Source organism: Novosphingobium sp., from assembly GCF_040398825.1.
Lineage (GTDB): Bacteria > Pseudomonadota > Alphaproteobacteria > Sphingomonadales > Sphingomonadaceae > Novosphingobium.
Genome location: NZ_JBBATI010000004.1, coordinates 85,905 through 112,010, shown reverse-complemented (window position 1 = coordinate 112,010; position 26,106 = coordinate 85,905). Strand labels below are relative to the sequence as shown.

Here is a 26,106-nt window from a genome sequence, read left to right as displayed (position 1 = left end):
TCTTCCCTGTCTGATTACCCGAATTGCGCGACGACCGTGCGCACGGCGTCGGCAACATCGTGCCGTTGATAGCCCAGCAGCGCGGTTTCGCCAGTGTCGGGTTCATAGCGGATGAAATTGCCGCGTCCTTGCGGGATTGCCACATCGGGCAGCAGCGGCAATTCCTGGTCCAGCGCCTCGACATGCACATCGCTGCGCCCGACAGCGTCAAAGAACAGCTGAAAATACTGCGCGAACGACAGGTTTTCATCGCCCACCAGATAGGCCTTGCCCGGCTCACCACGTTCCAGCGCGCCCTCGATCGCCTGCGACAGCGACCGGAACGACATGAAATTGGTGCCCCCGGTCGGCGCATAGGCCGGGATCGGGATCAGCCCCTTGGCCCACTGCGTATAGGGTTCGAAAATCGCCGAGGGCAGCCCGGGCACGGTGCCGACCATGAATGGCGCATTCACGCTGATCACGTCAAAACCGGGGCGGCTTTCCGCGTGCGCGCCTTCGCACGCGGCCAGGCGTGACTGGATATAGACATTGCCCGCCACCAGTTCCGGCGCGGCCTGCGCATAGAAACTGCCCAGTTGAACCGCGCGCGACACCCCGGCTTCGCGCGCGGCGGCAAAGAATGCGGGCAGCGCGACATGGTTGGCGCGGATCAGCCATTCGCCAAAATCCTCACCCGGCGGCACATGGCGCGGGTCGTTGCCGGCGGCAAACACCACCCAGTCAAACCCCGTCAGCCGGTCGGGCGTGAAATCCCCCGCCACATAATCGCCGCGCAGATAGGCAAGGTCAGCCAGCGGCGTGGCGGGATGTGCGCCTTCACCCCGACCGGTGATGGTGACATCGTGGCCGGCGTCGGCCAGATGCAGGGCGGCATGGCCCCCCAGTGCGCCGGTTCCACCGACAACAAGAACTTTCATGGCGTATTCCCTTGATAACGGGGGTTGGCAGGTGGCAGCGGCGCCAGATCGGGGCTGCGGCGCAACAGGTTGCCGCCATCGACGGCGATCATTTGCCCGGTCACCCAGGCAGATTCCGGCCCGGCCAGAAACCGCACCGCGCCGGCCATGTCGTGCGCTTCGCCCAGCCGCCCCAGTGGATATTCGGGCAGGAACGCGGGGGTCGCGCCGCCGTCGAACATGGCCTGCGTGGCGCCCGACCGGGTCAGACCGGGGCGGATCGCATTGACGCGAATGCCCGATGGCCCCAGCTCGTCCGCGGCCATGCGCACCAATCCTTCCAATGCGGCCTTGGCCACGTGATAGGCGGTCAGGTGGCGAAAGGTCAGCACCGCCGCACCCGATGACAGGCACACGATCGATCCGCCCGGGCGCATCAGCGGTGCCGCCCCGGCAATCACCGAAAACGTCGAAACCACATTCATGTCAAAGGCATCGCGTAAATCCGACGCGGTGTGTTCGATCAGCGGTTTGAACCCGCCGCCGCCGACCGTGGCAAACGCCACATCCAGCCGGTCGGCCAGGTCGTGCGCGGCCTGCAACGCCGCGCGCACCGCTGCTTCATCCATGGCATCGCCGACAAACCCGTGCACAACTGCGCCCGGCACTGCCTGCCGGATGCGGGCCATGGTGGCATCCAGCCCGTCGGCGCGGCGCGCCATCAGCATCAGCCGCGCGCCATCACGCGCCAGTTGCAGCGCGCACGCCTCTGCAATCGCGCCGGTCGCACCGGTGACAAATGCGGTTTGCCCCGCCAGTGCCAACCCGGTCATGCGCCGCCCCCGACATTGCGCACGGTGCGCAGCTCTTCCCAATCCACCACCAGTTCGCGGCGGGCAAAGCGCCACTCTGCGCCATCGCGGCGCCAGGTGTCCTGATAGCGGATTGCCCAGACCAGCAGGGTATCGGTGCCGTCGGTGCCGGCGATGCGGTGCTCTGCAGTGCTCCGCGTTTCGCCACGCGCAGTGTCGCCGTCGATCACCGCATCGATATCGTGCACCACATGGCGGGTGGCGACAAAGGCATGGGCGAGGTGGTCGATCGAGCCCAGATTGGCCTCCAGCCCGGTGATCGCAAAGCCCGGCCCGACAATTTCGACATCATCGGTCATGACTGCGCGCCACGCGGCCTTGTCACGGCGGTCAGCGCCCCAGGCATAAGTTTCGGCTGCTGCGCGCAGGCCAGCGAGATCGGCCGCGCTCATGCCGCCGACCCCGGAATGACCAGGCCATTGCCGGTAATCAGCGGCACGTTCGACCATTCGCCCTGTGGCGTGCGGTACCAGCCCGATGCGGCCAGCGCGCCGCCATCGACATGGATCGCGGTGCCGGTCACCCAGCTGGCCAGCGGGCTGGCCAGGTACAGCGCCGCGCCCGCGCAATCGGCCGGCCGACCAAACCGGCCCAGCGGAATCCAGCGTTCTTCATGCGCGCGGTTTTCGGGCGGGATCATGTAATCGAGCGCGACTTGCGGGGTGTCGGTGGTTTCGGGCGCAATGTCGTTGATGCGGATGCCTTCGGGCCCCAATTCCAGCGCCAGGCTTTTGGTCAGGCCGGTGATCCCGGCCTTGGCCGCGGCATAGACCGCGCAATTGGGAATGCCGCGAAACGCCTCGATCGAACTGACGTTGATGATCGACGAACCCGGCGCGGCCTTGCGCAGCAGGGGCAGCATCGCGCGGGTCATGCGCATCAGCTGGCCCAGGTTGACATCGAGCACCGCGTCGATCTCGTCCTCGTCCATCGTCGCAAACGGCTTGGCGTGCAGAAAATGCCCGACATTGTTCACCAGCACGTCCAGCTGCCCGGTTTCCCCGGCGATGCGTTCGGCCAGCATCGCCGGAACGCCGCGTTTCAGCACGTCGCAGCGGATGACGCGGGCGTCGGGTAGCGCGGCTTCGACCGCATTGGCGCGGTCGGGATCGATTTCGGCAATCACCAGCCGCGCGCCGGCACCTGCGAATGCCTCGGCAATGGCGCGGCCGATGCCCACGCCACCGCCGGTAACCAGCACGGTCTTGCCTGAAAAATTAAGTGCACCGTGCAGATCGGCGCTGGTGGTGGCGGCCATGGTCAGTACACCGCCGCGGGGTTTTTGTCGCGCGGGTGCCCCAGCATGGCGCGGTGCGACGGTGGCTGTTTGCCGCGATCGGTAATGCCCAGGGTCTGCGCGATTTCCGCCACGATCAGCGTTTCGCCCGACAGCGCGTCACGGTTGGGCGCGCGATCGATGGCATCGATCACGTGGGCGGAAAATTCGGGGTTTTCGGCCATGGCCAGGAACCCTTCGTACTGTTCCGGATTGGTGCCGGCGGCAATCTGCGACCGTTCGGTCACCTGCATGCCCAGCCACAGCGACACCGCGATCACCCCGGTGCCGCGCAGATCGTGTTCCATGTCATGCGCCAGCTTGTCCAGCCCGGCCTTTTGCGCGCCATAGGCCGGCCCGTGCATATAGCAGCTGGCGCCAAACGAGCTGGTCATGGCGATCGCGCCCGACCCTTGCGCCACCATCATTTTCGCCGCGTGCCAGCTGGCCACATAGGCCGACCGCAAACCGACATCGAGGATGTTTTGCGCGGCCAGCTCCTTTTCCCAGAACGGCTTTTTCTCGATCAACTGGTGGTGCATGAACGCGGCATTGTTGACCAGCACGTCCAACCGGCCGGCCTCTGCAGCGATTTGCTCAAACACCCGCGCGACAGCCTCATCGTCCGAATGGTCGCATACCAGCGGAATGCCTTTGCCTCCCAATGCGGTGACCTTCGCCGCGGTTTCCGCAACCGTGCCCGGCAGCACCGATCCGTCCCAGCCGCGCGCATCGCCGGGCGTGATCGTGCGGCCGGTAACATAGACGGTATAGCCCAGTTCGCCAAAGCCCCGGGCAATGCCTGCCCCGGCGCCGCGGCTGGCGCCTGTAACAAGCGCAACTCTGGAATGGGTCATGTGGTGGTATCCTTTCGGCTTCAATGCGTGGTCAGGGGTGGCGGGGCGTCTTGCCCGCGCTGGCGAAACGCCATCGGGGTCAGCCCGGTCGATCGGCGAAAGGCGCGCGCAAAGCTGTTGGCATGGGCAAAGCCGCAGGCCTCTGCGATCGCCTTGATCGGCATCTTGATCGGCCCCTTGATCAGATCCCCGTGGCCATACAGCAGGCGCTTGGCCTGTTCGATCCGCGCGTTTTCAATATAGTCGGCCACCGTCGCCCCGGTCAGCGCAAAGAACTGGCGGTGCAGGTGCCGCACGCTGATGCCGCACAGCGCGGCCAGCTCGGCCACGCTGGGCACCGCACCGGCACGGCCGATCCGTTCGCGGATGCGACGGAATTGCCACGCGGCCAGCCGCCCGGTCACCAGCGGTTGAGCCGGACGCGCGATCAGCCGCCCGAATTCGATCGCAATCAGCTCTGTCAGCGCGGCGATGGCCGGTTCGGACCGGTCGACGGGGTTGACCAATTCGCGGCGCAACAGATGCATCAGCGCGCGCAAACCTTCGTTGCGGATTGCCAGCAGCGATTTGAGAAATGTGGGCGAGGGCGCATGGTGCCCCGCCATCAGCGCGCGCGCGCGATCGGGCGCAAACACACAGCGCACCACGCGGATATGCCCGCCTTCGGATCGGCCGCTGACCATGATCCCTGGCCAGCGCGCAAACAGCGTGCCCATGTGGCAGCGCCGCGCCGGATCAAGCTCGCTCAGACAGGCAGACGCCTCGGCGGCCAGCGGCGGCAACGACATCTCGATCATCAGCGAGTCTTCGGTGCGGGTAAAATCCAGCGTGGTCGGCCAATGCCATTCAACCAGTTCGGCGCAGCCGGCCGGCGTGTGCATCCGGGCAAGAATGGTCGGGGTCAGGTCCATCGCCGGTTACACGTCCCGATGCGCAAAATCGAACTGGGATGTCGGGATGACATCCACGCGGGCGAAATCGATAAAGGCCTGGCAGCTGTCCATCATTGCCGCCAGATTGGCGTCGAACTTGGGCTGATTGCCCACCGCATCGAAAAACACCGCGGGCTGGTCCAGCGCGGACAGCGGAAAGCATTCCTCCACAAACGCGTCATAGGCCGGTGCATCGGTGGTCAGCGGCCGCACGATCAGGTTCTGCACATATTCGAAATTGGATTGCGTTTCGATCGCCACGCGGGTGTGGTGGCCATGCCAATGGTCGATCGCGGCGGCGCGGCTGATGTCGGAGCGGAACGTGATAAAACTCGCCTGGCTCCAGCCCCAAGTACGCATGCCCGGTTCAGCGGAGTGCGCGGTGTTGGCGATGATCGTCGATTCCGCCACCAGCCACAGCGCAAAGCGTGCGCTGTGCGCGGCCAGCGCGGCGTCGATGGCAACACGGAACCGCGCATTGGCCGATGGCAACCAGAATTGCGCGATCGCCGCCTGTTGCGGCGCCTGCCACGATTGCACCAGCGGATCACCCGGCAATACCGCCGCATCGCGCACATTGATCCGCACGTGGCACGCCCCCGCCGCGATCAGCGCATCGGGCAGCGTGGCCAGCACCTTTGCGCCAAATTCCTCGCGCGGCTGGCCGGCAGGTGCCCACAGCGCGGCAATGACCTTTTCCATCGTCGCAGACCCTCGCTTAGTCGAAGTTGGCCTGACCGCCATCAAGCGGGATGGTCGCCCCGGTCAGATAGGCCAGATCGCTACCGCACAGCGCCACCAGCGCGCGGCCGATATCCTGTTCCAGCGAACCCACACGACCAAGGGGGATCGTGCGGAAAAACGCCTGCGCTTCTTCCGGGTTGTTTTCGATCCACCATTTCAGGCCGGGCGATTCGGCATGCGGCGCGATGGTCAGCACGCGAATGCCTTCACCACCCCATTCCGCCGCCGCCGCGCGGGTCAGCGACCGGATCGCCTGTTTCACCGCAGCATAGGCGCCATAGCCAGACATGTCCCAGCGTATGCCGGCGGACGAACAGAAGTTGAAAATCGTGCCCCCGCCGCGCGCCACCAGGTGCGGGCGCGCCAGTTTCATCAGCCGGAAGGTTGCCAAGGGCCCGGATTCGAACCCGGCCATAAACGCGTCGTCGGTCACGTCGTCCAGCTTGCCCAGCGGCACTTCCTGCGCGTTGTTGACCAGCACGTCGATCCCGCCGAACTCCGCCACGGTGCGATCGACCGCGGCGGCCAGATCGTCGGCACTTTTGACATTGCAGGCCAGCGCCAGCGCGGTGCCGCCACGTTCGCGTATCATCGCGGCGGTCTGTTCCACCTTTGCCAGCGTGCGCCCGGTCACCACCACGGCAGCGCCGGCGCCGGCCATGGCGCATGCGACTCCCTCGCCAATGCCTTGCCCTGCGCCGGTAATCAGCGCTACTTTGCCCGAAAGCTCAGCCATGACTCTCCCTTTATAGTGTTCGTAGATTATTTGCGCACATTCTACGCATGGAGTTGACAGGATGGCAAGCAGGGGCGAACTTTGCGTGACAAAATTGGGATGATGAATTCCGAAATGGCGCATTGCCGCCGGATCGCTGAAAGACATCGCAGACAGACAGGGTAGGCATGACCGGCAATTGGGACAAAGAAGTCGATGTGGTGGTGGTCGGTTCGGGCGCGGGCGGGCTGCTGACCGCGCTGGTCGCGGCTAAAAACCGCGCTGACGTGCTGATCATTGAAAAGGCGGCGCTATGGGGCGGCACCAGCGCCACATCGGGCGGCGGGATCTGGATTCCCGGCAGCGATCAGGCGCGCGCGGCGGGGTTTGAGGACAATCTGGACGATGCGTTCCGCTATGTGCGCGCGCTGTCGGCGCCCAATGTGCCCGATGCCAATATCCGCGCCTATGTCGACAATGCTGCATCGATGCTGCGCTGGGTGACCGCGCACACGCCGGTGGTCTATACTGCGCAGCCCTATCCCGATTATCATGCCGAAAATCCGGGGGGATCGACCACCGGTTTTCGCACCCATCTGCCCGAACTGTTCGATGGGAAACTGCTGGGCGACGATCTGAAGACGCAGCGCTTTCCCTCGCCCGCGGCCAGCCTGTTCGGCTATCTCAACTGGACTTTCGCCGAAACCTATCTGCTGCTCTATCGCACAAAGGGCTGGGCCAAGGGTCTGACGCAGATCATGGCCAAATACTGGTTCGACTGGCCGTTCCGCTTTTCCTCGCGCAAGGATCGCCGGCTGACATTGGGCAATGCGCTGACCGGCGGGCTGCGGCTGGCGCTCAACCAGGCTGGCGTGCCGCTGTGGCTGTCGACCGGGATGCAGGAACTGGTGCGCGAAGACGGGCGGATTGTTGGCGTCGTGGTGCAGCGCAACGGGCAGACCATGCGCATTCGCGCGCGCAAGGGCGTGGTGCTGGCGGCCGGTGGCTTTGACAAGAACCAGGCGATGCGCGACGCCAATGCGCCGTTGTATCGCAATGCCACTCTGTCGGGCGGGGTGCCCAGCAACACCGGCGATGCCATCCGTGCCGGCGCCGCGGCCGGTGCCGCCACCATGAACATGCAATCGGCGTGGGCCGCGCCGGTGTTCTATGTCCCTGGCGAAGACCGCGGTCGGCTGGTGACAATCGAGCGCGCGCTGCCCGGGTGCATCATGGTCAACCAGACCGGGCAGCGCTATTTGAACGAAGCGGCGTCATACCATATCGTCGGGCAACAGATGGCCCGCCGCCATGCCGAACATGGCGATGCCAGCCCCAGCTGGATGGTGTTTGACGCGCGGTACCGTCGGGATTTTCCGATGGGGCCGCTGCTGCCGCTGGTGCCCGACTGGCTGCAATCATCGGGCGTGCGCAAGATCATGAAAAAAGGCCGGACTTTGTCCGAACTGGCCCAGGCGATGGGGGTTGATCCGGCAACGCTGACGGTGACCGTCAACCGTTTCAACGCCGGCGCGGCCCAGGGCCAGGACCCCGAATTTCATCGCGGCGAAGCGGCCTATGACAAGATGTACGGAGATTATCGCCACCAGCCCAACCCGTGCCTGCGCCCGCTGACCGATGCGCCGTTTTATGCCATGCCGATCTATCCCGGCGACATCGGCACCAACGGCGGGCTGACCACCAATGCCCGTGCGCAAGTGGTTGATGAACAGGGCAATCCGCTGCCCGGGCTCTATGCGGTCGGCAACAATGCCGCATCGTCGATGGGGGAAAGCTATCCCGGGGCAGGGGTCACCATCGGCCCGGCCATGACCTTTGGCTATATCGCCGCGCGCGATCTGACCGGGGCGAATGATTGAAAGCCTTTGTAACACTGATTACTCTCCCCCCTCCCCTTCAGGGGAGGGGCCGGGGGTGGGGCCGTGCAACAAAGCTTGGCGCCAGTGGAGAGGCCCCACCCCAACCCCTCCCCTGAAGGGGAGGGGCTTTGTTAACTCTCATTGATCCACCTGCTTCAAAAAAAACGGGCCGGGATCGCCCTCATGCGATCCCGGCCCATGCAGTTTGCGGATCACTGCCCGGCGGGTAAAGACCGGGCAGTTCCGGGCCTCAATTAAAAACTTGCGCCCAGTTCGACGCCAAACGTCCGGCCCCGGTCATAGGTCCCGGTGAACAGCAGGACCGGCGCGCCAAAGCTGATATAGCGTTTGTTGAACACGTTATCGCCATAGGCCGACAGCGAGAGCTTTGCCCCGCCGACGGCGAGATCAGCCAGCCCCAGGCGGCCGTTGACCACCCAGTACCCGCTCTGCTTGTTTTTATCCTCCAGCACCGCGGCCCCAGTCAGCACGTTCCTGAGCGGGGTGGAGGTCAGGTAATAGGAACTGCGATAGCGCCCTTCGACCAGCCCGCTGATATGCGCGCCGCTGTGGCCCAGTTCTGGCGAATTGTAGACCGCCGCAGCGCGCCCGGTCCAGTTGGAGAAATAGGTCGGGCGCGCATAGGCCGCGACATCGGTGCCGTTGAGCACGAACGTCTTGTAGGTGAAATCGGTATAGGACATGCTGCCCGACAGATTCAGGCCCTGCACCACGGCGATTTCGGCCTCGGCCTCCACGCCCTTGATCTTGGCCTTGCCGGCGTTGTCAAAGAACTGTTTGCCGTTGATGAAGTTCTGCGTCTGCAGATCGGCGTAATCGTTGTAAAACGCCGACAGGTTCAACCGCAGCCGGTTGTTGAAGAACTGCGTCTTGCTGCCCAGTTCATAGGCGGTGAGGTTTTCCGGGCGATAGGGAATGCCGCTGAGGATACCACCTGCAACATAGCCCGACGATATTTTGGCATAGAAATTCGATGCCGGATCGGGATGCCAGGCCAGAATGCCGGTATAGGTCGCGCGCGAATAGGCGAGGCGATAGTCGCCGACCCCCAATGACCCACCCTGCGCGGCCGAGATCACGTCGATGCGCAAATGCCGCTTGTCAAACGTGCCGCGGACACCCCCGGTCAGGTCGAGCGTGGGTGCCAGATGCCAGGTCAGTTGTGCGTACGACGCAACCGAATAGTTCTGGCTGTAGGTGCGCGTCAGCCCGCTGCCGAACACATTGTCCAGCGGGCTGGGCACGATGGTTGCCGACGGGGTCGGTTCCAGAATGCCGAGCACTTCGGTGCCGGGCGCCCTTTCAGAGAAATAGAACAGACCGGCGGTCAGCTGATAGGCATCACGCGCGATTTGAAACTGCAGTTCCTGGCTGAACTGGTTCTGGCTGGTCGCGCGCGCGGTCAGCAGAGGAAAGAAATAGTCATTGGAGGTGGGGATGTTGGCCGGGTTGAACAGCCCCGCCTGCCGTTGTGCATCCGTCAGGCCCGGTGTGATCAGCGCGCCCAGCTGTTGAAAGGTAAAGCGCAAGCCACCCGCCGAACCCAGGTCAAAGATCACCGGGTCTTGCCGGAACTGGCGATAGGCGGTGATGCTCTTGATCGAAATGCCTGTCCCGACATGCCAGTTGAGCGTCAGGCTGTGGCCCTGGGTTACGGTATGTTCGTTGCTGGTTGCCGCCGCCACTGAACTGAGCGGACCATTGGTGCCCGGATTTTCGGTGCCGCCAAAGTAGGGCTGCAGCGCCACGATCGGCGCCAGCAACTGGCCCGATGCATCGGGAATTACCCCCAGCGATTGCATGGCGCGGCCGCTGGCGTTGGAATTGGTATAGTCAAACCGGTAATCGGCGGTCACATCGCCAAAATCGCCGCGCACTGCGATCTGTCCGCCGTCAACCTTGCGATTGCCCAGCTTGGCGACATATTTCTGCGTGCCGAATTCCGGTGCGCGCAACGCAATATTCAGCCCCTTGCCGGCCAGCGTATTGGTGACATCGCCATCGATCTGGTCATGCAAATAGGACAATCGCACCGAAAACGGCCCGATTTTGGGCAGATCTACCGACAGCTTGGCCCGGGTCGCGTTGTAATTGCCAACCGACAGGCTGGCGCGCGCGCCCAATTCGCCCTTTGGCGCGGCGGTGGTGATCGAAATCGCGCCCGAGGTGGCGTTGCGGCCAAACAGCGTGCCCTGTGGCCCGCGCAACACTTCCAGCCGTTCGATATCCGAAAAATCGAGCAGCGATCCGACCGCGCGGCCGATATAGACGCCGTCGATATAGATCCCGACCTTGGGGTCGACCGAATTGCTCGACGTGCCCGACGCAATCCCGCGAATGATGATCGTGGGGTTTGACTGCTGCCCCTGGGTGTTCATTTCCAGGCCCGGCGCCAGCCCGGCAATGTCGCGCACGCTGCTGACGCGCAGGTCACGCAACGCCTGGGCGCCGATCGCGGTCACCGCCACCGGCACCTTCTGGATGCTTTCTTCGCGCCGCTGCGCGGTGACGATGATTTCCGATACGGTTGGCGGGGCATCGGCCGCGGCGGCCGGTGCCGCATCGGCGCGCGCTACGGTGGGCAGGATCGTGACTGCCCCGGCGGCGGCAAGCGCCATGGCCGAAACGTGCAGCAGGGGACGGCGCAAAACGCTGCTCTTCATGATATTCTCTCTCCCGTATGGTAACGCATTTTGCGTTTTTTGGTATTGGTCTGCGTACCGTCACGCCCCTGCGCAAAGCCCGGCCGGACGCCACATGCGCCGGCCGGGCCACTATCATCAGCAATTCGACATCATTCCGCCGCTTCAAGCAGCGGTTCGCCCCAATGCGGGTCGTCTTCGTTGCACAGCCGGTTGGTATCGGCCCACAGTCCGTCCTGCGGCACCGGCGTGACGCCCAGTTCTTCGCGGATATCGGTGATCTGCCGGTCCACCCAGTCGCGCCAGGGGGCCAGCATCATCGGGTATTTCCAGTTGCGGCCCTGGATCGCGCCCTGGTATTCCGCTTCAAGGTTCAGCGCCATCGCTTCGGGATAGTGCAGCCCGTCCTTCATGATCGTCTTGGCTTTCAGATAGATCGCCACACGGTTGAAAAACGCGGCCATGCCCGGCACGAAATAGCGCACTTTGGCATGCATGTTGGCGTTGATCAGCGCCAGTTCGCCACCATGGTTGGGGCCAAAGCCCGACACCATGTGTTCGATGTCGTGGGTCAGCGCGGTCTGCCGCAGATAGAATGTCAGATCGTTTACCACCTGGATTTCGCGGTAAAAGATATCCAGCTCATAACCGCTGCTGACCATGAAATCATACAGCGCGGCGCCCAGCGTGCCGGGCGCGCAATGCTTGACCTCATCCTTTTTGAAATCGGCCAGCTGGCGCTTGTCCAGCCATTCACGAAACTTTGGCAGGCGGGCCTTTTCGCTTTCGAACAGCCCCATGATTTCCGGAAAATCTTCCAGCATGATCAGGATCTGCGCGACTTCCGGAATGTACGCGGTGTTGGGCATATCCGGCCCGTTGCGGCGCAGCATTTCCTGCGAAATCAGGTTCCGCAATTCCGGATTGTTAAGGTATTTTGATGAACTGACCAGTGTCGAACTGGTGGTTTCAATGGTCTTGATCCCGCCGTTGAAATAGGCGCGTTCGCTTTCGCCGACTTTTACTTCCGTCATGGTGTTTACTCCGCTGCAATCGCAAGGCTGATGTTTTCATTGGCAGGCGATAGGAATTCGCCCGGTGTGGCGCCGGTCCAGGCGCCATTTTCAAAGGTCGGTACGCCGTTCACCAGCGTCAGCCGGGTGGGCATGGCTTTGCGCGTAAACCGCCAGGTGGTGCCGCCGCGCCCGTCGGGCACGTCAAACGCCTTTTCCATTTCGCGCCGCTGCACTTCGTCCAGGTTGAACACCGCGATATCACCGCGCTTGCCCACCGCGATTTCGCCGCGGTCGGTCAGGTTGAAATGCCCGGCCAGCTTGCCGGTCATCACGTGCACCGCCTCTTCCAGCGTCATCACCTTTTCATCACGCACATATTTGGTCAGCAACAGCGCGTTTTCGCCGCCGCCACACAGCATCTGCAAATGCGCGCCGGCGTCCGAAATGTTGCCCACGGTGCGCGGATCGCGCATCAGTTCCAGCGTCAGCGCCTCATCCTTGGGAAACGGGGCCATATGCACGGTCGAACGCGTGCCGTTTTTCAGAATCCAGTCGGCCATGGCGTCGGATCGGTGCAGGCCCAGGCTGTCGGCGTATTCCTTCAGCGTGATGCCGACCGGGCCGGCGCCGTTTTCGCTGTCGAGCAAATACAGCTCCTGCGGGTTTTTCAGCGGTGAATGGCCCCAGGCCAGGGTGTCCCAGCTTTCGCGCGCACGCGCACGCCAGTCGGGATCGGCCAGCAGCGCCGCCTTTTGCGCGTGATCGTCGGCCAGCACCACTTCGTGCCAGACATAGTCGTTCGATTGCGCAAAGATCAGCGATTTGATCAGGCTGAGCGTCGAAGTTGGCGATACATGGGCAAACCCAGGCCACACATCGACACCCGCCGCGCGCATCTTGCGCACGCTTTCCTGCATTGCCGGCAGGATGCCCTTCTGGAATTCCAGCGTCGGGATGGCGCCGGCAATCTGCACCTTGATCGGCCGCCCGGCCAGCAGGCGTGACAGCCGTTCCAGATTGGCCGGTCCGGTCATGCGCATGAACGTATCGACAATCACCTGGTAACAGCTGCCGGGATAGCGTTCCATCACCGCAAACAGCGCTTCGAATTCGGCATCATCGGCCTGCAGGGTCGGCACCGGGCGGTTCTGCCCGTCGTGATCATGCATGTTGTCCGACATGCCCAGCGCACCCGCCGCCAGCGCATCATCCAGCAGATCGGCCATGCGCGCGATTTCGGCCGGGGTTGCCGCACGGTCCCATGCCTCCACGCCCATCGCGGCCAGGCGGATGGCGATATGGCCGACATAGGCGGCGTAATTCAGCGGCACGCGCACGTTGCGTTCGACCGACGCGCGGTATTCCGACCACAGGTTCCAGTCCCACGGCAGGTTTTGCAGGAACGGACCTTCGGGAATGTCTTCAAAAAACGAAAAGATCCCGACCATTTCGCGCTGTGCCGGCATGAACCGGTGCAGCGGCGCGGTCGAAAAACCGCAATTGCCCAGGATCATCGTCGTCGCGCCATAGCCCGGCAGCGGGTCCAGATTGTTCTGCCACCACATCGTGCCGTCATAATGGGTGTGGCTTTCGATAAAGCCGGGGGTCACAAAACAGCCGTCGGCGTCAAACACGCGCTCTCCGGTTGAGGTCAGGCCCGCGCCCACTTCGGTAATGACGCCGCCGTTCACGCGCACGTCGGCTTTGTAGGCCGGGGCACCTGTGCCATCGACGACCGTGCCATTGCGGATAAGGATATCAGTCATGTTGTCTCTCCCAATGTCATTACCGTCTGTGGTGTGCGGGCACACAACGCGGCAAAATCCAGCTGCAACATAGGCTGCAGCATAACCAAGGCGAAGGGGGCGCTTGCCAAGCGGATCATTTCGTTATCTTGTACAGATCGTCATGCGATACGAATCCACTTCCTCGGCCATGCTGGCCGTGCTTCGGCGCCACCTGCGACAGGATGGCTGGACGGTGCCGCGCCTGGCGCGCGAACTGTCGATTGGTGAGGCGACGGCCAAACGCTGGCTGGCGGGCAAAGGGGTTACGCTCGACCGGCTGGATGTGATGGCCAGGCTGGCCGGCAAGACGCTGGGCGAACTGGCGCGCGAAGCCGAAGACGCGCCCAGCGGCCTGGCGCACGAATTGACGCTGGCGCAGGAAAAGGCGTTGTCGACCAATATCTTTTTGTCGTTCCTGTTCATGGCACTGCTCAACGGGGTGCCGCCGGACGAGATCGCCACTGACTTTGCCATTCCCCAGCGCACCATGGATGCGTCGCTGGCGCGGCTGGAACGGCTGGCGCTGATCGACCGGCTGCGCGGCGGCCGGGTGCGCGCGCTGGTCGATCGCGGGCTGGTGTTCCGCAAATTGCCGCTGCGCAGCCTGTTTGACCGGCATATGAAGGCCGCGTTCTTTGAACTCGACTATGGCGATCCGGCCACCTGCTTTGTGTCCGAAGTGCTGAAACTGTCGCGCGTCGGCGCGGCGCAACTGGCGGAAATGCAGGAACGCTATCGGCTGGAGGTGCAGGCGCTGGCCGACCGTGACCGTGAAAACGCGGTGCTGGACCGCGCGTGGTACGGGCTGTTGATGGTGATGCGCGATCTCGACATGACGCCCGTGCGTCGCGCCAGCAGCACCGGGTTTCGCGATGGCGACGCGGACGACAGCGACGATCGGGTCGCGGCCGCGGGCTGACCGGCAGGGCGATCGACCACACGCCATCAGATGATCAGCCGCCCTTCGCCAAACACCAGGCTGGCGGCGCGGTTGTCACGCGCGCCGGTAAACCCGCGCACGCCCAATTCGCGCCGCGCCTCTGCCGGGGTCAGGTGCAGCACGTCTTCCCACCGCACGGTAAACAAACAGGCCGATGCCGTGCCGACCGCGTGGCCGTGGCTGAAATTGTCCCACAGCGCGGGCCACGCCGCCGGATAATGCAGGATGGTGCGCATCATCCACGGAAACGTCACGAACGTGTGCGTGGTCAGCAGCGCGCCGGCCAGTTCCGGTGAAACATGCGCAAACATGTTGCCAGTACGCAGCCCCGCCGGAAACAACTCGCCAATCACGTCAAACCCGGATTCGCCGATCAGGTGGTCGAAATCGTGCGTCTGCCCGGTGCGCAAAGTGAAATAATCAAGATCGCTGTGCGGCGCCCATGACGGATCGGCCTGGCGTTGCGGCAGCAATTCCAGCGTCAGATCCAGCGCGACCATGTGGTCGTGCAACAGGCGCCCCAGCGATCCCGGGCCATGGCGGCCCAGATCGGCCAGGGTATACGTGGAAATGAAGCGGTCATCGAACCAGCGATCGAGCGCCTTGTTGGTGCGCCGCTCCTGCTGGATCAACCGGTCAACCGCGTCACGGTCGCGCACCGCGTCGACGCTGGCGACCATCGCCGGCAGCTCGTCCAGCAGGTTGCGGTCGGGGTCGTTGCGGCGCAGGCTGACGCTGCTGACATAGTCGCGCATGCCCGGATCGTTGAGCCAGCGTGATGTGGTGCGTGATGTGGTGGCGATGCTGTCCGACATGCCGTTTATCCCGCCGTGCCCAGGATATAGCGTTCGCGGTAGGTGGCAAAGGCATCGGCAATCGTCGCCTCGTCCAGACCGAACCGATCGAGCGAATAGGCATGGACCGGCCGCTGTTCGCGCGTGTTGCCGGCCATGAATTCGGCCAGCGCCGCCTCAATCTGTGCGTCGATCGGGATGCCCATGCGCGCCAGCACGCGTTCGGCCTGGCGCAGCGGTTCGCGCGCGACTTCGCGATAATCGATGTCGATAAAGCGGTCTTCGCCAATCCGCTCGCGCGCCGCCATAAAGCTGTTCATCCAGCCGACCAGCCGCGGAAACCAGAACCCGGCGACCTCCGCATCGGAATGGTGCGAATTGAGCTTGTAGAGCGCGCATTCCATCGAAATGTAGCTGGGCACCACATCCAGCGGGTCACGATGGGTCATGATCAGCACCGCATCGGGAAAGGCCTGCGCTGCCAGATCGGTATAGGCAAGGTTCGACGGGCTTTTCAGCACCCATTTGCACCCACGGCGCGCCGGGTCCTGCCATTGCAGGTATTTCAGGATGGTCTTCAGATCTTCGTGCCCGTGCGACTGGTCATAGGTATCGAGCCAAGCGGCAAAGTCCGGAACGAAGGTCATCGCTTCGACCATGGTCGATACGAACAGTTGACCGATGATCAGGATTTCCTCGTCCGGCGCTTCGGGATCGAGCGGGTGGATCGATGCCAATTCGGGCGACAGCTGCAGCCAGCCATTGATCATCGCCTCGGCATAGGCGCGCCGGCCCGCGGGATTGCCTGGCTCTTCATCGGGAAACGGCGCAAAATTCTGCGCTTCGAACCAGCGGATGGCGGTCATGCCCGGCGCACTGGCCAGCAGCCGGTGAAAAATCGTGCTGCCGGTGCGCGGCAGGCCCAGGATGATTCCTGCGACTTCAACCTGTTCATCCAGAATTTCCGGGTGCTGCCGGATGTCGTCAATCATGCGCAGCCGGCTGGCCAGACCCTTGACGATGACTTCGGTCTGCCCGGCAAAGCCCTCTGGCGTCAGCAAAGCCTGGGTGTTGGCCGCGGCGATGTACTGGTCCATCGGTTCCACAAACCACAGGTCGCCAAAATCGGACAGGCCGGTGCGGTCCCGCGCGGCCGCCAGCAGGTCGTCGCGCACGAATTGCGGATACACCGTGGGTCTGGCCGTGGTTTCGGCGGTCGCGTCGGTGGGTTGCAGGGTCATTGCGGTTATCGTCTCCCTCGCGCTGCCTCAGGCCGTTTGCGTAGCCAATATGACAATCTTATGCGCAATTGGCGATTTTATGGCACTGTTGTTTGTCGCATGCAAACACCAATTGCGTAAAATTCTGCGCCGTTGGCAGACCAGTCGTTCAGGCCGGTTCCAGGTCGTCGGGGCCCCAAAAGGCGCGCAACGATACGATCAGGCCATCGGGCGTCAGGCGAAAGGCATCGGCGCTGCGCAGGCGCAGGCGCGGCGATGCGGGCGGGGTGAACGCGACATCGAACACCAGCAGCGCTTCATCGCCATGGCTGCCGCGAATGGGGGTGACCGGGGTGATCACGGTGTCAAACGCAACGGTATCGGCAAACCATGGGCCCAACTGTGCGCCGGTCTTGATCGCGCTGCCGATCGGGTCCTCGATCACCGCGCCGGGCGCAAACAGCGCCAGCACGCCTGCTGCATCGCCGGCGTTGATCCGTGCGACATAGGCGCCCAGCGTTGCCTCCATCACTGCGCGTGCGACCGTATTCGTCATGACGCCCCTTCATTGCGCAACCGCATAGGCGCATTGCGTAAGCGCACAGGCGATTGTGCACCATGATTCGCGCAGCATATGGCGTGCCTGCCAAAATTAGCGCGGTTCACGCCGCGATGCGATCCGCAATCGCCGTTTCCAGCGCATCGATCAGCCGCAGCAGCGCCGGCCCTGGCGGTGCTTTCGCGCGATGCAGCAGCCACAGCGGCGAATCGTGCCGGGGGTCGGGCGCGGCCAGGCGTTCCAGGGCGGGGTCCGCATCCCCGGCAAAGCACCACAGATACGCCCGGCCCAGGCCCGCCACCACCGCCTGTTTCAGCTGCGGCCACGAATTGCAGGTGACCAGGCCAGCCGCCAGCGCCGCTTCCCCCGCAGGATTGGCCGTTGCCCACGGTGCGCCAGACAATGCTGCATCGAAATCCAGCCCCCACCCCAGCGGGTCGAGCGCGCCTGCGCCCCGTTTGCCATAGGGCGCCTGTTGCAGCAGCGCGATCTGCCGCCCGGCAAACCGCAAGGGCGGCGATCGCAGCAGCGCCACCGCCAGATCGCAGCGGCGGTGGTTCAGTGCCTCGATCGGGTCAAGCACGTCCAGCACCTCGATCGGGCAATCGGGATGGTCGCGCCGCACGTGCGCGATCTCGGCCAGAAATTCGCTGACAATGCCGGCCGTTCCGGCAATCCGGATCGGTGATCCGTGCTGGCGGCCGGTGCCGATGTCGCCGTCCATGGCAAAGATTTCGCGTTCGATCGCGGCGGCAGCGGCCAGCACCCGCGCACCCGCACGGGTGGGGGCGGGGCCAGCGGCGGAATAGTCGAACAAGGCCACACCCAGCGCCTGTTCCAGCGCGTCAATCCGCCGACCGACGGTGGTGCGGTTGACGCCAAGCTCGCGCCCGGCAGCGGTGTAGGACCCGGTGCGAACCGCGGCCAGAAACACTTCGAGATCAGACCACTGCACCATCCGTGCATTTTTGCACAAATGGTGTGCAATGCAAATATCTTCGCAAACAAGCGTCATCCGCCGTACAAGATGCCGAATTGCGCCGCCCATACCATGCCCCCGTAACGGTTTTTGCGAAAACGGGGGTGGCATGCGGCCGGTAACGCAACGTTTGGGTAAACCGGGGTGGCCCGGACAGGAGCTGATGCAATATGGCAACTTCTCGCGATTATGCCTTGGGCGATTTCGATTTTCCGCGCGGCTGGTTCATGATCGGCCCGGCTGGCGATGCGACCCGCGTGCCTGCACCGATCCGCTATTTCGGCAAGGATCTGGTGCTCTATCGCGGGGAAAGCGGCACCGCCTATGTGGTCGACGCATATTGCCCGCACATGGGCGCGCACCTGGCCAGGAACACCACGTCCTACATCGTGCGCGACGGCGAACATGTTGAGGGCGAATCGATTCGCTGCCCGTTTCACGGCTGGCGCTTTGGCACCGATGGCGCGTGCAACCACATCCCCTATTCCGATTTCATTCCCAAGGCGGCCAGGTTGCAGACCTATCCGGTGATCGAACGCGCCGGGATCATCTGGATGTGGCACGATCCCGAAGGGTTGGAACCCGATGTCGAACTGGCCCATTTCGGCGGCCATTACGGCGAACCGGGGTGGGTGGAATGGAAGATCGACTTTATGGGCGATCTCAATTGCCACGGCATCGAAATTGTCGACAACATGGCCGATTTCGGCCACTTCATCCCGATCCACGGCGCCAAGGACTGGCAGTATTTTGCCAATGAGTTCATGGGCAATGCCGTGCACCAGTATTATAGCGCGGGCCATCGCACGCTGACCGCGGCAGAGGGTGATCAGCTGGTGCTGGATACCTGGTACGAAGGGCCGGGCTTTCTGCAATCGGCCATGGCCGGGGCGTTTGACAGCTTCATCATGATCGCCAACACCCCGGTCGAAGACGGCGTCAGCCGTTCGTGGCACGCGCTGATGGTCAAGGTGCACGACGGTTCGCGCGAAACCACTGCCGAAGACCGCGCCAACGCGCTGATGTATCAGGAAGGAAGCCGGCTGGCCTTTGCCCAGGATGTGGAAATCTGGGCCAACAAGCGCGCCTGCATCAGCCCGCTGGCGATCCCGGCCGACGGCCCCTATGGCAAAGTGCGCACGTGGTATCGGCAGTTCTATAACCCGCGCGACCGGGTTGGCGAATTTCAGGACCGCGTCAACGGCCTGACCGTAACGCTGGACAAACGACCAGGCGCGCGCGCCGCCTGACGGGCAGGGCGGGGCGGGGCGGGGCGCAAACCACTGGATTTTAAAGGCGCGATCCGCCTGCGCGGGGCAGGCGCCGGTCCCCCGTGCGTGCGGGTCCGGCGAAAGTGTGTTGCGCCGTCTACCAGACCGAAAATGTCAAAAGCCATTCCGATGCCCTTACGCAAAGTTCGATGCAAATTGCATCTTGTGCGTGATTTGCGTAGTTGCTAGTCTGTGCGCAACAATACAACAATCCGGGCTGAGGATGATTGAAGTTGCCAAACGACACGACGGCGCCCGCTATGCGCCAGCGGTTGTTCGCGCCTTCCCTCCCGGCACTGGATGGCCCGCGTCGACGGGCAGGCGCAGTCAGGTTTTTGGGAGAGGGACAAGATTATGACGATCACAGATCGCGTGGGATTTTCGGGACAACAGGCCACGGCCGGGCGCAGGAACGCGTTGGTTGCGGCCTTGCTGGGTGGCGCTGTGCTGTGGACCGGCGCCGTGCCACAGGTAGCCATGGCCGCCGAATCCGCTGCTGCTGCTGCTGTTGAACAGCCCGGCACGCCGGAAATCATCGTGACTGCCAACCGCCGCGAAGAACGCGCGCAGGATGTGCCGATCTCGCTGACTGCGATCTCCGCCGCCAGCATTGCCGAACGCGGCGTGACCCAGTTGCAGGATCTGCAGGCATCGGTGCCATCGCTGGTGATCGCCCCCAACGGTCAGGCGTCGCGCGATGTGCAGTCACCGTCGATCCGCGGGCAGAGCGCCTCGTTCCAGGGCGCGCCGGCGGTCGTGATGTATTTCAACGAAGTGCCGCTGCCCGCCGGCTATACCCTGTCGAGCCAGGGCGGCCCGGGCAATTTCGTCGATTTGCAAAACCTGCAGGTGCTCGAAGGCGCGCAAGGCACGCTGTTCGGGCGCAACACCACCGGCGGCGCAATCCTGCTGACCCCGGCCAAACCGTCCAACAAGTTCGAAGGGCATGTGCAGGGCGGCTTTGGCAGTCATGGCCTGGTTGAATCCGAAGCGGTGATCAACCTGCCGGTCAATGACAAGATCCGGCTGCGGCTGGTCGGTGCCTCACGCGATCGCGATGGCTTTACCCATGATGTGGTGTGGAACAAGGACCGCGATGATCAGCATTGGCGCACCGGCCGGATCGGCCTGTGGCTGAACCCGTTCGAAGGCGTGACCAACTACACCCTGGGGTACTACACCGAATCCCACAGCAATGGCACAGGGGTGATCGGGGCCGCGGTGAACCTGACGTATCTGCAGGGTCTTGCAACCAGGCCGATCACGTTTCCTGTCCCGAATGGTGAGGGCGGTACCGTCAATGTTACCTACCCGCTTGGTGCGCTTGATCCCAGCTACAACTTTTGCGGTGCGGGCACCGGGGTGCCCAATTGCAGCATTTATACCAACGCCGTTGCAAAGCAGCAGGCGCTGGGGGTGCGTGCGACCGCCCACGATGTTGATGATTTCACCAAACTTTATACGGGCGGTATTACCAACACCACCGAAATTGAACTGAACACATCGCTGAAACTGCGCAACATCGTCAGCTGGTCAGAGGTGAAGCAATATTACGGCCAGTCAACATCGGGTCTGAACGTTCCGCTTTATGATACCGGCACGACAGTCGAAAGTCGCACTGCGCCAAAGGACTGGTACAAACAGTTTACCGAAGAACTGCAATTGCAGGGCTCAGCGCTCGACAAAAAACTGACGTATGCTGTTGGCGGGTTCTATTTCAACCAGACCCCGGGCGGCACCATGCAATCGTGGGCGATCAACGTCTGCGCCGGTGCCACACCGGCGGCCTGCCCGCTTGGCACATCGCAGTTCGCGGTCAGCAACAAGTCAAAGGCCCTGTATGGTCAGTTCACGCTTGATCTGGGCGCGCTGGCCCCGGCGCTTAGCCGGCTGCGGCTGACTGGCGGCTATCGCTATACCTGGGACACCGTGTCGGGGTCTGCGGCGTCATACAGCTACGCTCCGCTGCCGGGTGGTGGCCAGTACCCCATCCGCTGTTCGTGGAAAGGTGGCCCACGCCCCACCAATCCGCTGACCGATTGCCAGTTTGGCGCGACGCTCAACACCTCTGCACCGAACTGGACGATCGGGCTTGATTACCGGCCCGACCGCAACGTTATGGTCTATGGCAAAGTGACGCGCGGCTACAAGGCGGGGGGCTTTAACTCCTATGCGGTGTTCGAAAACACGCGCACCTTTGGCCCGGAAAGCGTCACCGACTATGAAGCCGGTTTCAAATCGAACTATACCATTGCCGGCGCGCCGACCGTGTTCAACGTCAACGGCTTCTATATGGATTACAGCCATATTCAGCGCGCCGCGGGCGATTATAACCTTGCCACCGGCGGTAATGGTGCAATCACGCTCAACAACGCGTCAGCGGTGATCAAGGGCGTCGAGGTCGAGTGGATGGTGCGTCCGTCGCGCTATTTTGAATTCGGCGGCAATTACAGCCATCTTGAATCGCATTACAAATCGTTCAAATTCAATTCCAATTCCGGCGTGTGGGATTGCACCGCAACCTCGATCACTTCGCCCAAAGCCTTTGCCGGGGCGGACATGAGCTGCCGCCCGTTGCAATACCTGTCGCCCAACATCCTGTCGGTCTATGGCCGGGTGACACTGCCGGTGCCGGAAAAGGTCGGCAAAGTCAGCGTCTATGGCTCCTATGCCTGGAGCGATGCGCAGGAAACCGCGCCGTTCTCTACCGAACGCTTCGCTGATGGCACGCTGAATGAACCAGGCGTGCATCTGCCCAGCTATGGCCTGCTGAGCGCGACCATCGAATGGAAGAACTTCCTGCAGATGCCGCTGGATATCTCGGTGTTCGGAACCAACCTGGCGGACAAGACTTATCGCATCAGCAACACCGGGGTGTACCAGACGATCGGTGCCCAGGGCGTGATCTATGGCGAACCCCGCATGTTCGGTGTGCGTCTGAAGTACAACTTTGGCGGGTAAACGGCCGATCTAGGACGATCGCAAAGAAGGGCCGGGCCTTGCGTCCGGCCCTTTTTCGAATGGCAGGCATCGTCTTGATCATGCCCTGCCATGCGGAGTTGATGTTTCCAGACACCGTCAGTCTATCGCAACACGACCGCCGATGTGACGACAGGCGCATTCGGCACAGCCGAGAGGTTTCATGGACAGGCTTCACGACAAGATTGCGATCGTCACCGGCGGCGCACGTGGCATGGGCGCCGAAACGGTGCGCGCCTTTGTGAACCAGGGCGCGCGCGTGGTGATTGCGGACGTGCTGGTCCACGAAGGGCAGGCGCTGGCCGATGAACTGGGTGACGCCGCGATTTTCCACACGACCGACGTAGCACACGCGGCGGAATGGATGGCGCTGCTGGCCGTCACCCACGATCGCTTTGGTGCGCCGGACGTGCTCATCAACAATGCCGCCGTGATGCGGTTCACATCGATCCTCGATTGCGATGTCGACGATTTTCGATCGGTGCTCGACATCAATCTTGTCGGCACCTTTCTGGGTCTGAAGATTGTCGGCGGCGACATGGTCAGGCGCCGCCGCGGCGCGATCGTGAACATTTCGTCGGTGGATGGCATGCGCGGCGCGAACGGCTATGCCGCGTACTCTGCCAGCAAGTGGGGGGTGCGCGGGCTGACCAAAGTGGCTGCGATGGAGTTCGGGCCGCGCGGTGTGCGGGTCAATTCGGTTCATCCCGGTGGTGTCTATACCGCCATGGGCAACCCCACCGGCGCGCCGGTAGAGGCGATTGACGATGGGTTTGGCCTGGTGCCGCTGCAGCGGACCGGCCGGCCGCATGAGGTCGCGATGGCATCGCTGTTCCTCGCCAGCGACGAAGCATCCTATATCTGCGGGGCCGAACTGGCGGTGGACGGGGGATGGACCACAGGCATTTACACCGTGCTGTCGGGCGGACCGGACGATAGCGACTATGGCAACCGCAGCGGTGTGCATGACCTGAGCGCACAATTCGATGCCGCACTTGCCGCGCAGTCTGGTTCGGCCCGATAAACGCGTTGCGGATGGTGGGTGACGGTTGGGGGATCATCGTTTTCAACCATCGCGACCCGCTTGCGATGTGATCAATTTTCCGGCATTGTCCTACGCATAAAAATATGAAACGCACGTTATGATGGCTGGATTCGTATCCAACGCGTGAATGCGCTTCGAATGCATGGGGAGAATGCCTGTGATGACGTTGCAGGAAATGTCTGACCGCCTGGAGATTCAGGATCTTTTTGCGCGCTACAGCTTTGCCATCGATGAACGCGACTGGGACGCGCTGGATGGCATTTTCACCCCCGATGCGCAGATTGACTATGCCGAAACCGGCGGGGCGAAAGGCAGCTTTGCCGAAATCAAGGCGTGGCTGCCGGGCGCGCTCGAACGCTTTCCCATGTTTCAGCACATGGTCGCCACCACCAAGCTGAACCTGGCGGGCGACACCGCCACCAGCCGCACGATCCTGTTCAACCCGATGGTCCACCGCGATGATGCCGGCCATGACCAGGTGTTCTTTATCGGGCTGTGGTATCGTGATCGCCTGGTGCGCACTGCCGATGGCTGGCGCATCGCCGAACGCTATGAAGAAATGGGCTATACCCACAACGTGCCGCACATGGCGCCAGCGCCGGACCTGTCCCCGGCTGATGGCGGCATCCCGGCATGAGTCGATTGATCGCGGCTGGGGTCGGGGCGGCAACCGCGCCCGACCCGCGCCGCAACGCCATGGCCCTGCGCGCGTTTCTTTGCCAGAACGTGGCAATCGGATCGGCGTTCGGGTCGTTCGGGGTAATCGTGCTGACCTTTCAGCAGCAGTTTGGTGTCGGGCGCGGCCTGGCCACGCTGGGGATCGCACTGGCGGTGCTGGCGATGGGTGTCGGATCCCCGATTGCGGCGCGGATGATCGGGCGGATCGGCCTGCGCGCGACCATGATGACTGGCGTGGTGCTGTCGGGCGGCGGCAATCTGATGCTGGCGTTCGCGCCCAATTTTGCCGTTGTGCTGCTGGCCTATGCGCTGCCGATCGGGTTTGGCCTGGCGATGTTCGGGCCATTCCCGGCCAGTGTGCTGGCGGCACGCTGGTTTCAGCCCAAACCCGGCCCGGCGATCGGATTCGTCAACATGCCGGTGCTGATCGCGCTGGTGCCGCTGATGGTCACGCCGCTGCTCACGCGGTTTGGTCTGACCGGCTTGTTCGTCACGCTGGCGGCGATGCATGTGCTGCTGTTGCCATTTGTCTGGGGGATCATCGATGCGCCAGATGGCATGGTGCTGCCCGCACCGGCCGCCCGGGCCGGTGCGGCGGCAGGCCGGGTGCTGACGCGGCCGCTGTTCTGGTTTATCGCCACCGGGTCGGGGGTGCTGCACGCCTCTGGCATTGCCGCATCGTCGCATATCGTGGCGCTGGGGATCGAATCCGGCCTGGCTAGCCAGCCGGCGGCGCTGCTGCTGTCAGTGATGGGCACGGCCAGCATTGCCGGCGCGTTTGGCGCCGGGCTGCTGTGTGCGCGGATCGGCGCGCCGGCGACGCTGGCGCTGATCGCGGCGACCACGGCGCTCGGCTGGCTGGGGCTTCTCAGCGTGCATGGCCTGATCGCGATGGCGCTGCTGACCGCCGTGCTGGGCGCGGGCGGGGCAGGGGTGTTCCCGTCGATCAATGTGCTGGTGGGTGAACGGTTCGGGCTGACCGCGGCGGTGCGCACGGTGGGCTTGCTGGGGCTGGTCACGCTGCCCTTCAATTTCGGACTGCCGCCGCTGGCCGGCGTGCTCCACGACCGCACTGGCGGCTATGGCGCGGTCGCACTGGCGATTGCGCTGGGCTGCGGCGCGATCACGCTGCTGTTTCTGATCATGGCGCGACTGCCGGCCACGACCGCACCAACCGCGCCTGCATAATCATCTGACCAACACACAAAGGACCAGACACATGGGCAAACTCGATGGCAAAGTGGCGATCATCACCGGCGGCGCGCGCGGCATGGGCGAAGCGACCAGCCGGCGTTTCGTGGCCGAAGGCGCGAAAGTCGCAATCGCCGATGTGCTGGTCGAACAGGGTGAGGCGCTGGCCGCCGAACTGGGCGTCAACGCACGGTTCTGGAAACTGGACGTGACCAATGAAGACGAATGGACCAGCGTGATCGCCGCGGTTGAGGCCGCGTTCGGCGGGATCGACGTGCTGGTCAACAACGCCGGCATCCTGATGTTCAAAAGCATTCTGGAAACCACCAAGGCCGATTACGAACGCGTGCTCGGCGTCAATCTGGTGGGCGAATTCCTGGGCGTGCGCTCGGTCGCGCCGGGGATGATCGCGCGCGGGCGCGGATCCATCATCAACCTGTCGTCGGTCGACGGGATGAAGGGCGCCAACAGCCTGGTGGCCTATGCCTCGTCCAAATGGGGCGTGCGCGGGCTGACCAAAGTGGCGGCGATGGAATTGGGGCACAAGGGTATTCGCGTCAATTCGGTGCACCCCGGCGGCGTCGATACGATCATGTCCAACCACAACGGCCGCGCGCGCAGCGAACTTGACCCGACTTATGCCAACGTCCCGCTGCAACGCATCGCCGGGCCGGAAGAAGTCGCTGCCGCCAGCCTGTTCCTGGCCAGCGATGATGCGTCTTACGTCAACGGTGCGGAAATCGTGGTCGATGGCGGCATGACCACCGGCACCTATTACCTTGGTTTCCCCGGCGCGCCCGGGGTCTGAT

At 63.4% G+C, this 26,106-nt stretch carries 23 protein-coding genes; 8 read left to right on the top strand and 15 right to left on the bottom strand.

All coding sequences use genetic code 11. The features are described from left to right. Positions 1 to 14: 14 nt before the first annotated feature. The 8 genes from ABWP89_RS03750 to ABWP89_RS03715 are packed head-to-tail and all read right to left on the bottom strand — an operon-like array spanning position 15 to position 6,316. Positions 15 to 920 (bottom strand): NAD-dependent epimerase/dehydratase family protein, encoded by a 906-nt coding sequence (locus tag ABWP89_RS03750; RefSeq protein WP_353227336.1) that lies wholly within the window; start codon positions 918 to 920, stop codon positions 15 to 17. Then, entirely contained in the window at positions 917 to 1,732 is an 816-nt protein-coding gene (locus ABWP89_RS03745) for an SDR family NAD(P)-dependent oxidoreductase (protein ID WP_353227335.1), read from the bottom strand. The genes ABWP89_RS03750 and ABWP89_RS03745 overlap by 4 nt, the downstream gene beginning before the upstream one ends. Next, entirely contained in the window at positions 1,729 to 2,163 is a 435-nt protein-coding gene (locus ABWP89_RS03740) for a nuclear transport factor 2 family protein (protein WP_353227333.1), read from the bottom strand. The genes ABWP89_RS03745 and ABWP89_RS03740 overlap by 4 nt, the downstream gene beginning before the upstream one ends. Then, positions 2,160 to 3,029, bottom strand: coding sequence for an SDR family NAD(P)-dependent oxidoreductase (locus ABWP89_RS03735; protein WP_353227332.1), 870 nt, complete (start codon positions 3,027 to 3,029; stop codon positions 2,160 to 2,162). The genes ABWP89_RS03740 and ABWP89_RS03735 overlap by 4 nt, the downstream gene beginning before the upstream one ends. 2 nt (positions 3,030 to 3,031) lie before the next feature. After that, positions 3,032 to 3,904 carry an SDR family NAD(P)-dependent oxidoreductase gene (locus tag ABWP89_RS03730; protein ID WP_353227330.1) on the bottom strand — a complete coding sequence of 291 codons (873 nt, stop codon included), beginning with the start codon at positions 3,902 to 3,904 and terminating at the stop codon, positions 3,032 to 3,034. 20 nt (positions 3,905 to 3,924) lie between these two features. Beyond that, the gene (locus tag ABWP89_RS03725; protein WP_353227329.1) at positions 3,925 to 4,815 is read right to left on the bottom strand and encodes a helix-turn-helix transcriptional regulator; all 891 of its coding nucleotides are present in this window, start codon (positions 4,813 to 4,815) and stop codon (positions 3,925 to 3,927) included. A 6-nt stretch (positions 4,816 to 4,821) separates the two neighbouring features. Then, the gene (locus ABWP89_RS03720) at positions 4,822 to 5,538 is read right to left on the bottom strand and encodes an EthD domain-containing protein (RefSeq protein ID WP_353227328.1); all 717 of its coding nucleotides are present in this window, start codon (positions 5,536 to 5,538) and stop codon (positions 4,822 to 4,824) included. Between the two features lie 16 nt (positions 5,539 to 5,554). Beyond that, entirely contained in the window at positions 5,555 to 6,316 is a 762-nt protein-coding gene (locus tag ABWP89_RS03715) for an SDR family NAD(P)-dependent oxidoreductase (protein ID WP_353227327.1), read from the bottom strand. 167 nt (positions 6,317 to 6,483) lie between these two features. Between ABWP89_RS03715 and ABWP89_RS03710 the strand changes: the two genes are divergently transcribed. After that, positions 6,484 to 8,175, top strand: a complete 1,692-nt coding sequence (locus ABWP89_RS03710; RefSeq protein ID WP_353227325.1) for an FAD-dependent oxidoreductase — start codon at positions 6,484 to 6,486, stop codon at positions 8,173 to 8,175. Between the two features lie 254 nt (positions 8,176 to 8,429). On the opposite strand, the gene ABWP89_RS03705 is transcribed toward ABWP89_RS03710, so the two are convergent. The 3 genes from ABWP89_RS03705 to ABWP89_RS03695 form a co-directional block, all read right to left on the bottom strand. Beyond that, the gene (locus ABWP89_RS03705; protein ID WP_353227324.1) at positions 8,430 to 10,859 is read right to left on the bottom strand and encodes a TonB-dependent receptor; all 2,430 of its coding nucleotides are present in this window, start codon (positions 10,857 to 10,859) and stop codon (positions 8,430 to 8,432) included. A gap of 131 nt (positions 10,860 to 10,990) precedes the next feature. Further along, positions 10,991 to 11,872, bottom strand: a complete 882-nt coding sequence (locus tag ABWP89_RS03700) for a hypothetical protein (protein WP_353227323.1) — start codon at positions 11,870 to 11,872, stop codon at positions 10,991 to 10,993. A gap of 5 nt (positions 11,873 to 11,877) precedes the next feature. After that, the gene (locus ABWP89_RS03695) at positions 11,878 to 13,620 is read right to left on the bottom strand and encodes an N-acyl-D-amino-acid deacylase family protein (protein WP_353227322.1); all 1,743 of its coding nucleotides are present in this window, start codon (positions 13,618 to 13,620) and stop codon (positions 11,878 to 11,880) included. Positions 13,621 to 13,762: 142 nt separating this feature from the next. On the opposite strand from ABWP89_RS03695, the gene ABWP89_RS03690 reads away from it, so the two are divergent. Beyond that, positions 13,763 to 14,560: a helix-turn-helix domain-containing protein gene (locus ABWP89_RS03690; protein ID WP_353227320.1), complete on the top strand. Its 798-nt coding sequence runs from the start codon at positions 13,763 to 13,765 to the stop codon at positions 14,558 to 14,560. Between the two features lie 26 nt (positions 14,561 to 14,586). Here the strand turns inward: ABWP89_RS03690 and ABWP89_RS03685 are convergent, their stop codons facing one another. From ABWP89_RS03685 to ABWP89_RS03670, 4 genes are all read right to left on the bottom strand, one after another. Continuing rightward, positions 14,587 to 15,396: a hypothetical protein gene (locus ABWP89_RS03685; RefSeq protein ID WP_353227319.1), complete on the bottom strand. Its 810-nt coding sequence runs from the start codon at positions 15,394 to 15,396 to the stop codon at positions 14,587 to 14,589. A gap of 5 nt (positions 15,397 to 15,401) precedes the next feature. Further along, positions 15,402 to 16,616: a sulfotransferase family protein gene (locus ABWP89_RS03680; protein WP_353227317.1), complete on the bottom strand. Its 1,215-nt coding sequence runs from the start codon at positions 16,614 to 16,616 to the stop codon at positions 15,402 to 15,404. Between the two features lie 148 nt (positions 16,617 to 16,764). Beyond that, positions 16,765 to 17,151 carry a nuclear transport factor 2 family protein gene (locus ABWP89_RS03675; protein ID WP_353227316.1) on the bottom strand — a complete coding sequence of 129 codons (387 nt, stop codon included), beginning with the start codon at positions 17,149 to 17,151 and terminating at the stop codon, positions 16,765 to 16,767. Between the two features lie 106 nt (positions 17,152 to 17,257). Next, positions 17,258 to 18,112 carry a LysR family transcriptional regulator gene (locus tag ABWP89_RS03670; RefSeq protein WP_353227315.1) on the bottom strand — a complete coding sequence of 285 codons (855 nt, stop codon included), beginning with the start codon at positions 18,110 to 18,112 and terminating at the stop codon, positions 17,258 to 17,260. A 191-nt stretch (positions 18,113 to 18,303) separates the two neighbouring features. Between ABWP89_RS03670 and ABWP89_RS03665 the strand changes: the two genes are divergently transcribed. The 6 genes from ABWP89_RS03665 (at position 18,304) to ABWP89_RS03640 (ending at position 26,105) form a co-directional block, all read left to right on the top strand. Beyond that, entirely contained in the window at positions 18,304 to 19,383 is a 1,080-nt protein-coding gene (locus ABWP89_RS03665; protein WP_353227313.1) for a 3-ketosteroid-9-alpha-monooxygenase, oxygenase component, read from the top strand. Positions 19,384 to 19,758: 375 nt separating this feature from the next. Further along, positions 19,759 to 22,365 (top strand): TonB-dependent receptor, encoded by a 2,607-nt coding sequence (locus ABWP89_RS03660; protein WP_353227311.1) that lies wholly within the window; start codon positions 19,759 to 19,761, stop codon positions 22,363 to 22,365. A 181-nt stretch (positions 22,366 to 22,546) separates the two neighbouring features. Next, entirely contained in the window at positions 22,547 to 23,407 is an 861-nt protein-coding gene (locus tag ABWP89_RS03655; protein WP_353227310.1) for an SDR family NAD(P)-dependent oxidoreductase, read from the top strand. Positions 23,408 to 23,585: 178 nt separating this feature from the next. Next, positions 23,586 to 24,065, top strand: coding sequence for a nuclear transport factor 2 family protein (locus ABWP89_RS03650; RefSeq protein ID WP_353227440.1), 480 nt, complete (start codon positions 23,586 to 23,588; stop codon positions 24,063 to 24,065). Then, on the top strand, positions 24,062 to 25,294 hold the full coding sequence (locus ABWP89_RS03645; protein WP_353227308.1) for an MFS transporter: 1,233 nt from the start codon (positions 24,062 to 24,064) through the stop codon (positions 25,292 to 25,294). The genes ABWP89_RS03650 and ABWP89_RS03645 overlap by 4 nt, the downstream gene beginning before the upstream one ends. 31 nt (positions 25,295 to 25,325) lie before the next feature. Beyond that, complete coding sequence (locus ABWP89_RS03640; protein ID WP_353227307.1) at positions 25,326 to 26,105, top strand: SDR family NAD(P)-dependent oxidoreductase; 780 nt, start codon at positions 25,326 to 25,328, stop codon at positions 26,103 to 26,105. The last annotated feature ends 1 nt before the right edge of the window (position 26,106 follow it).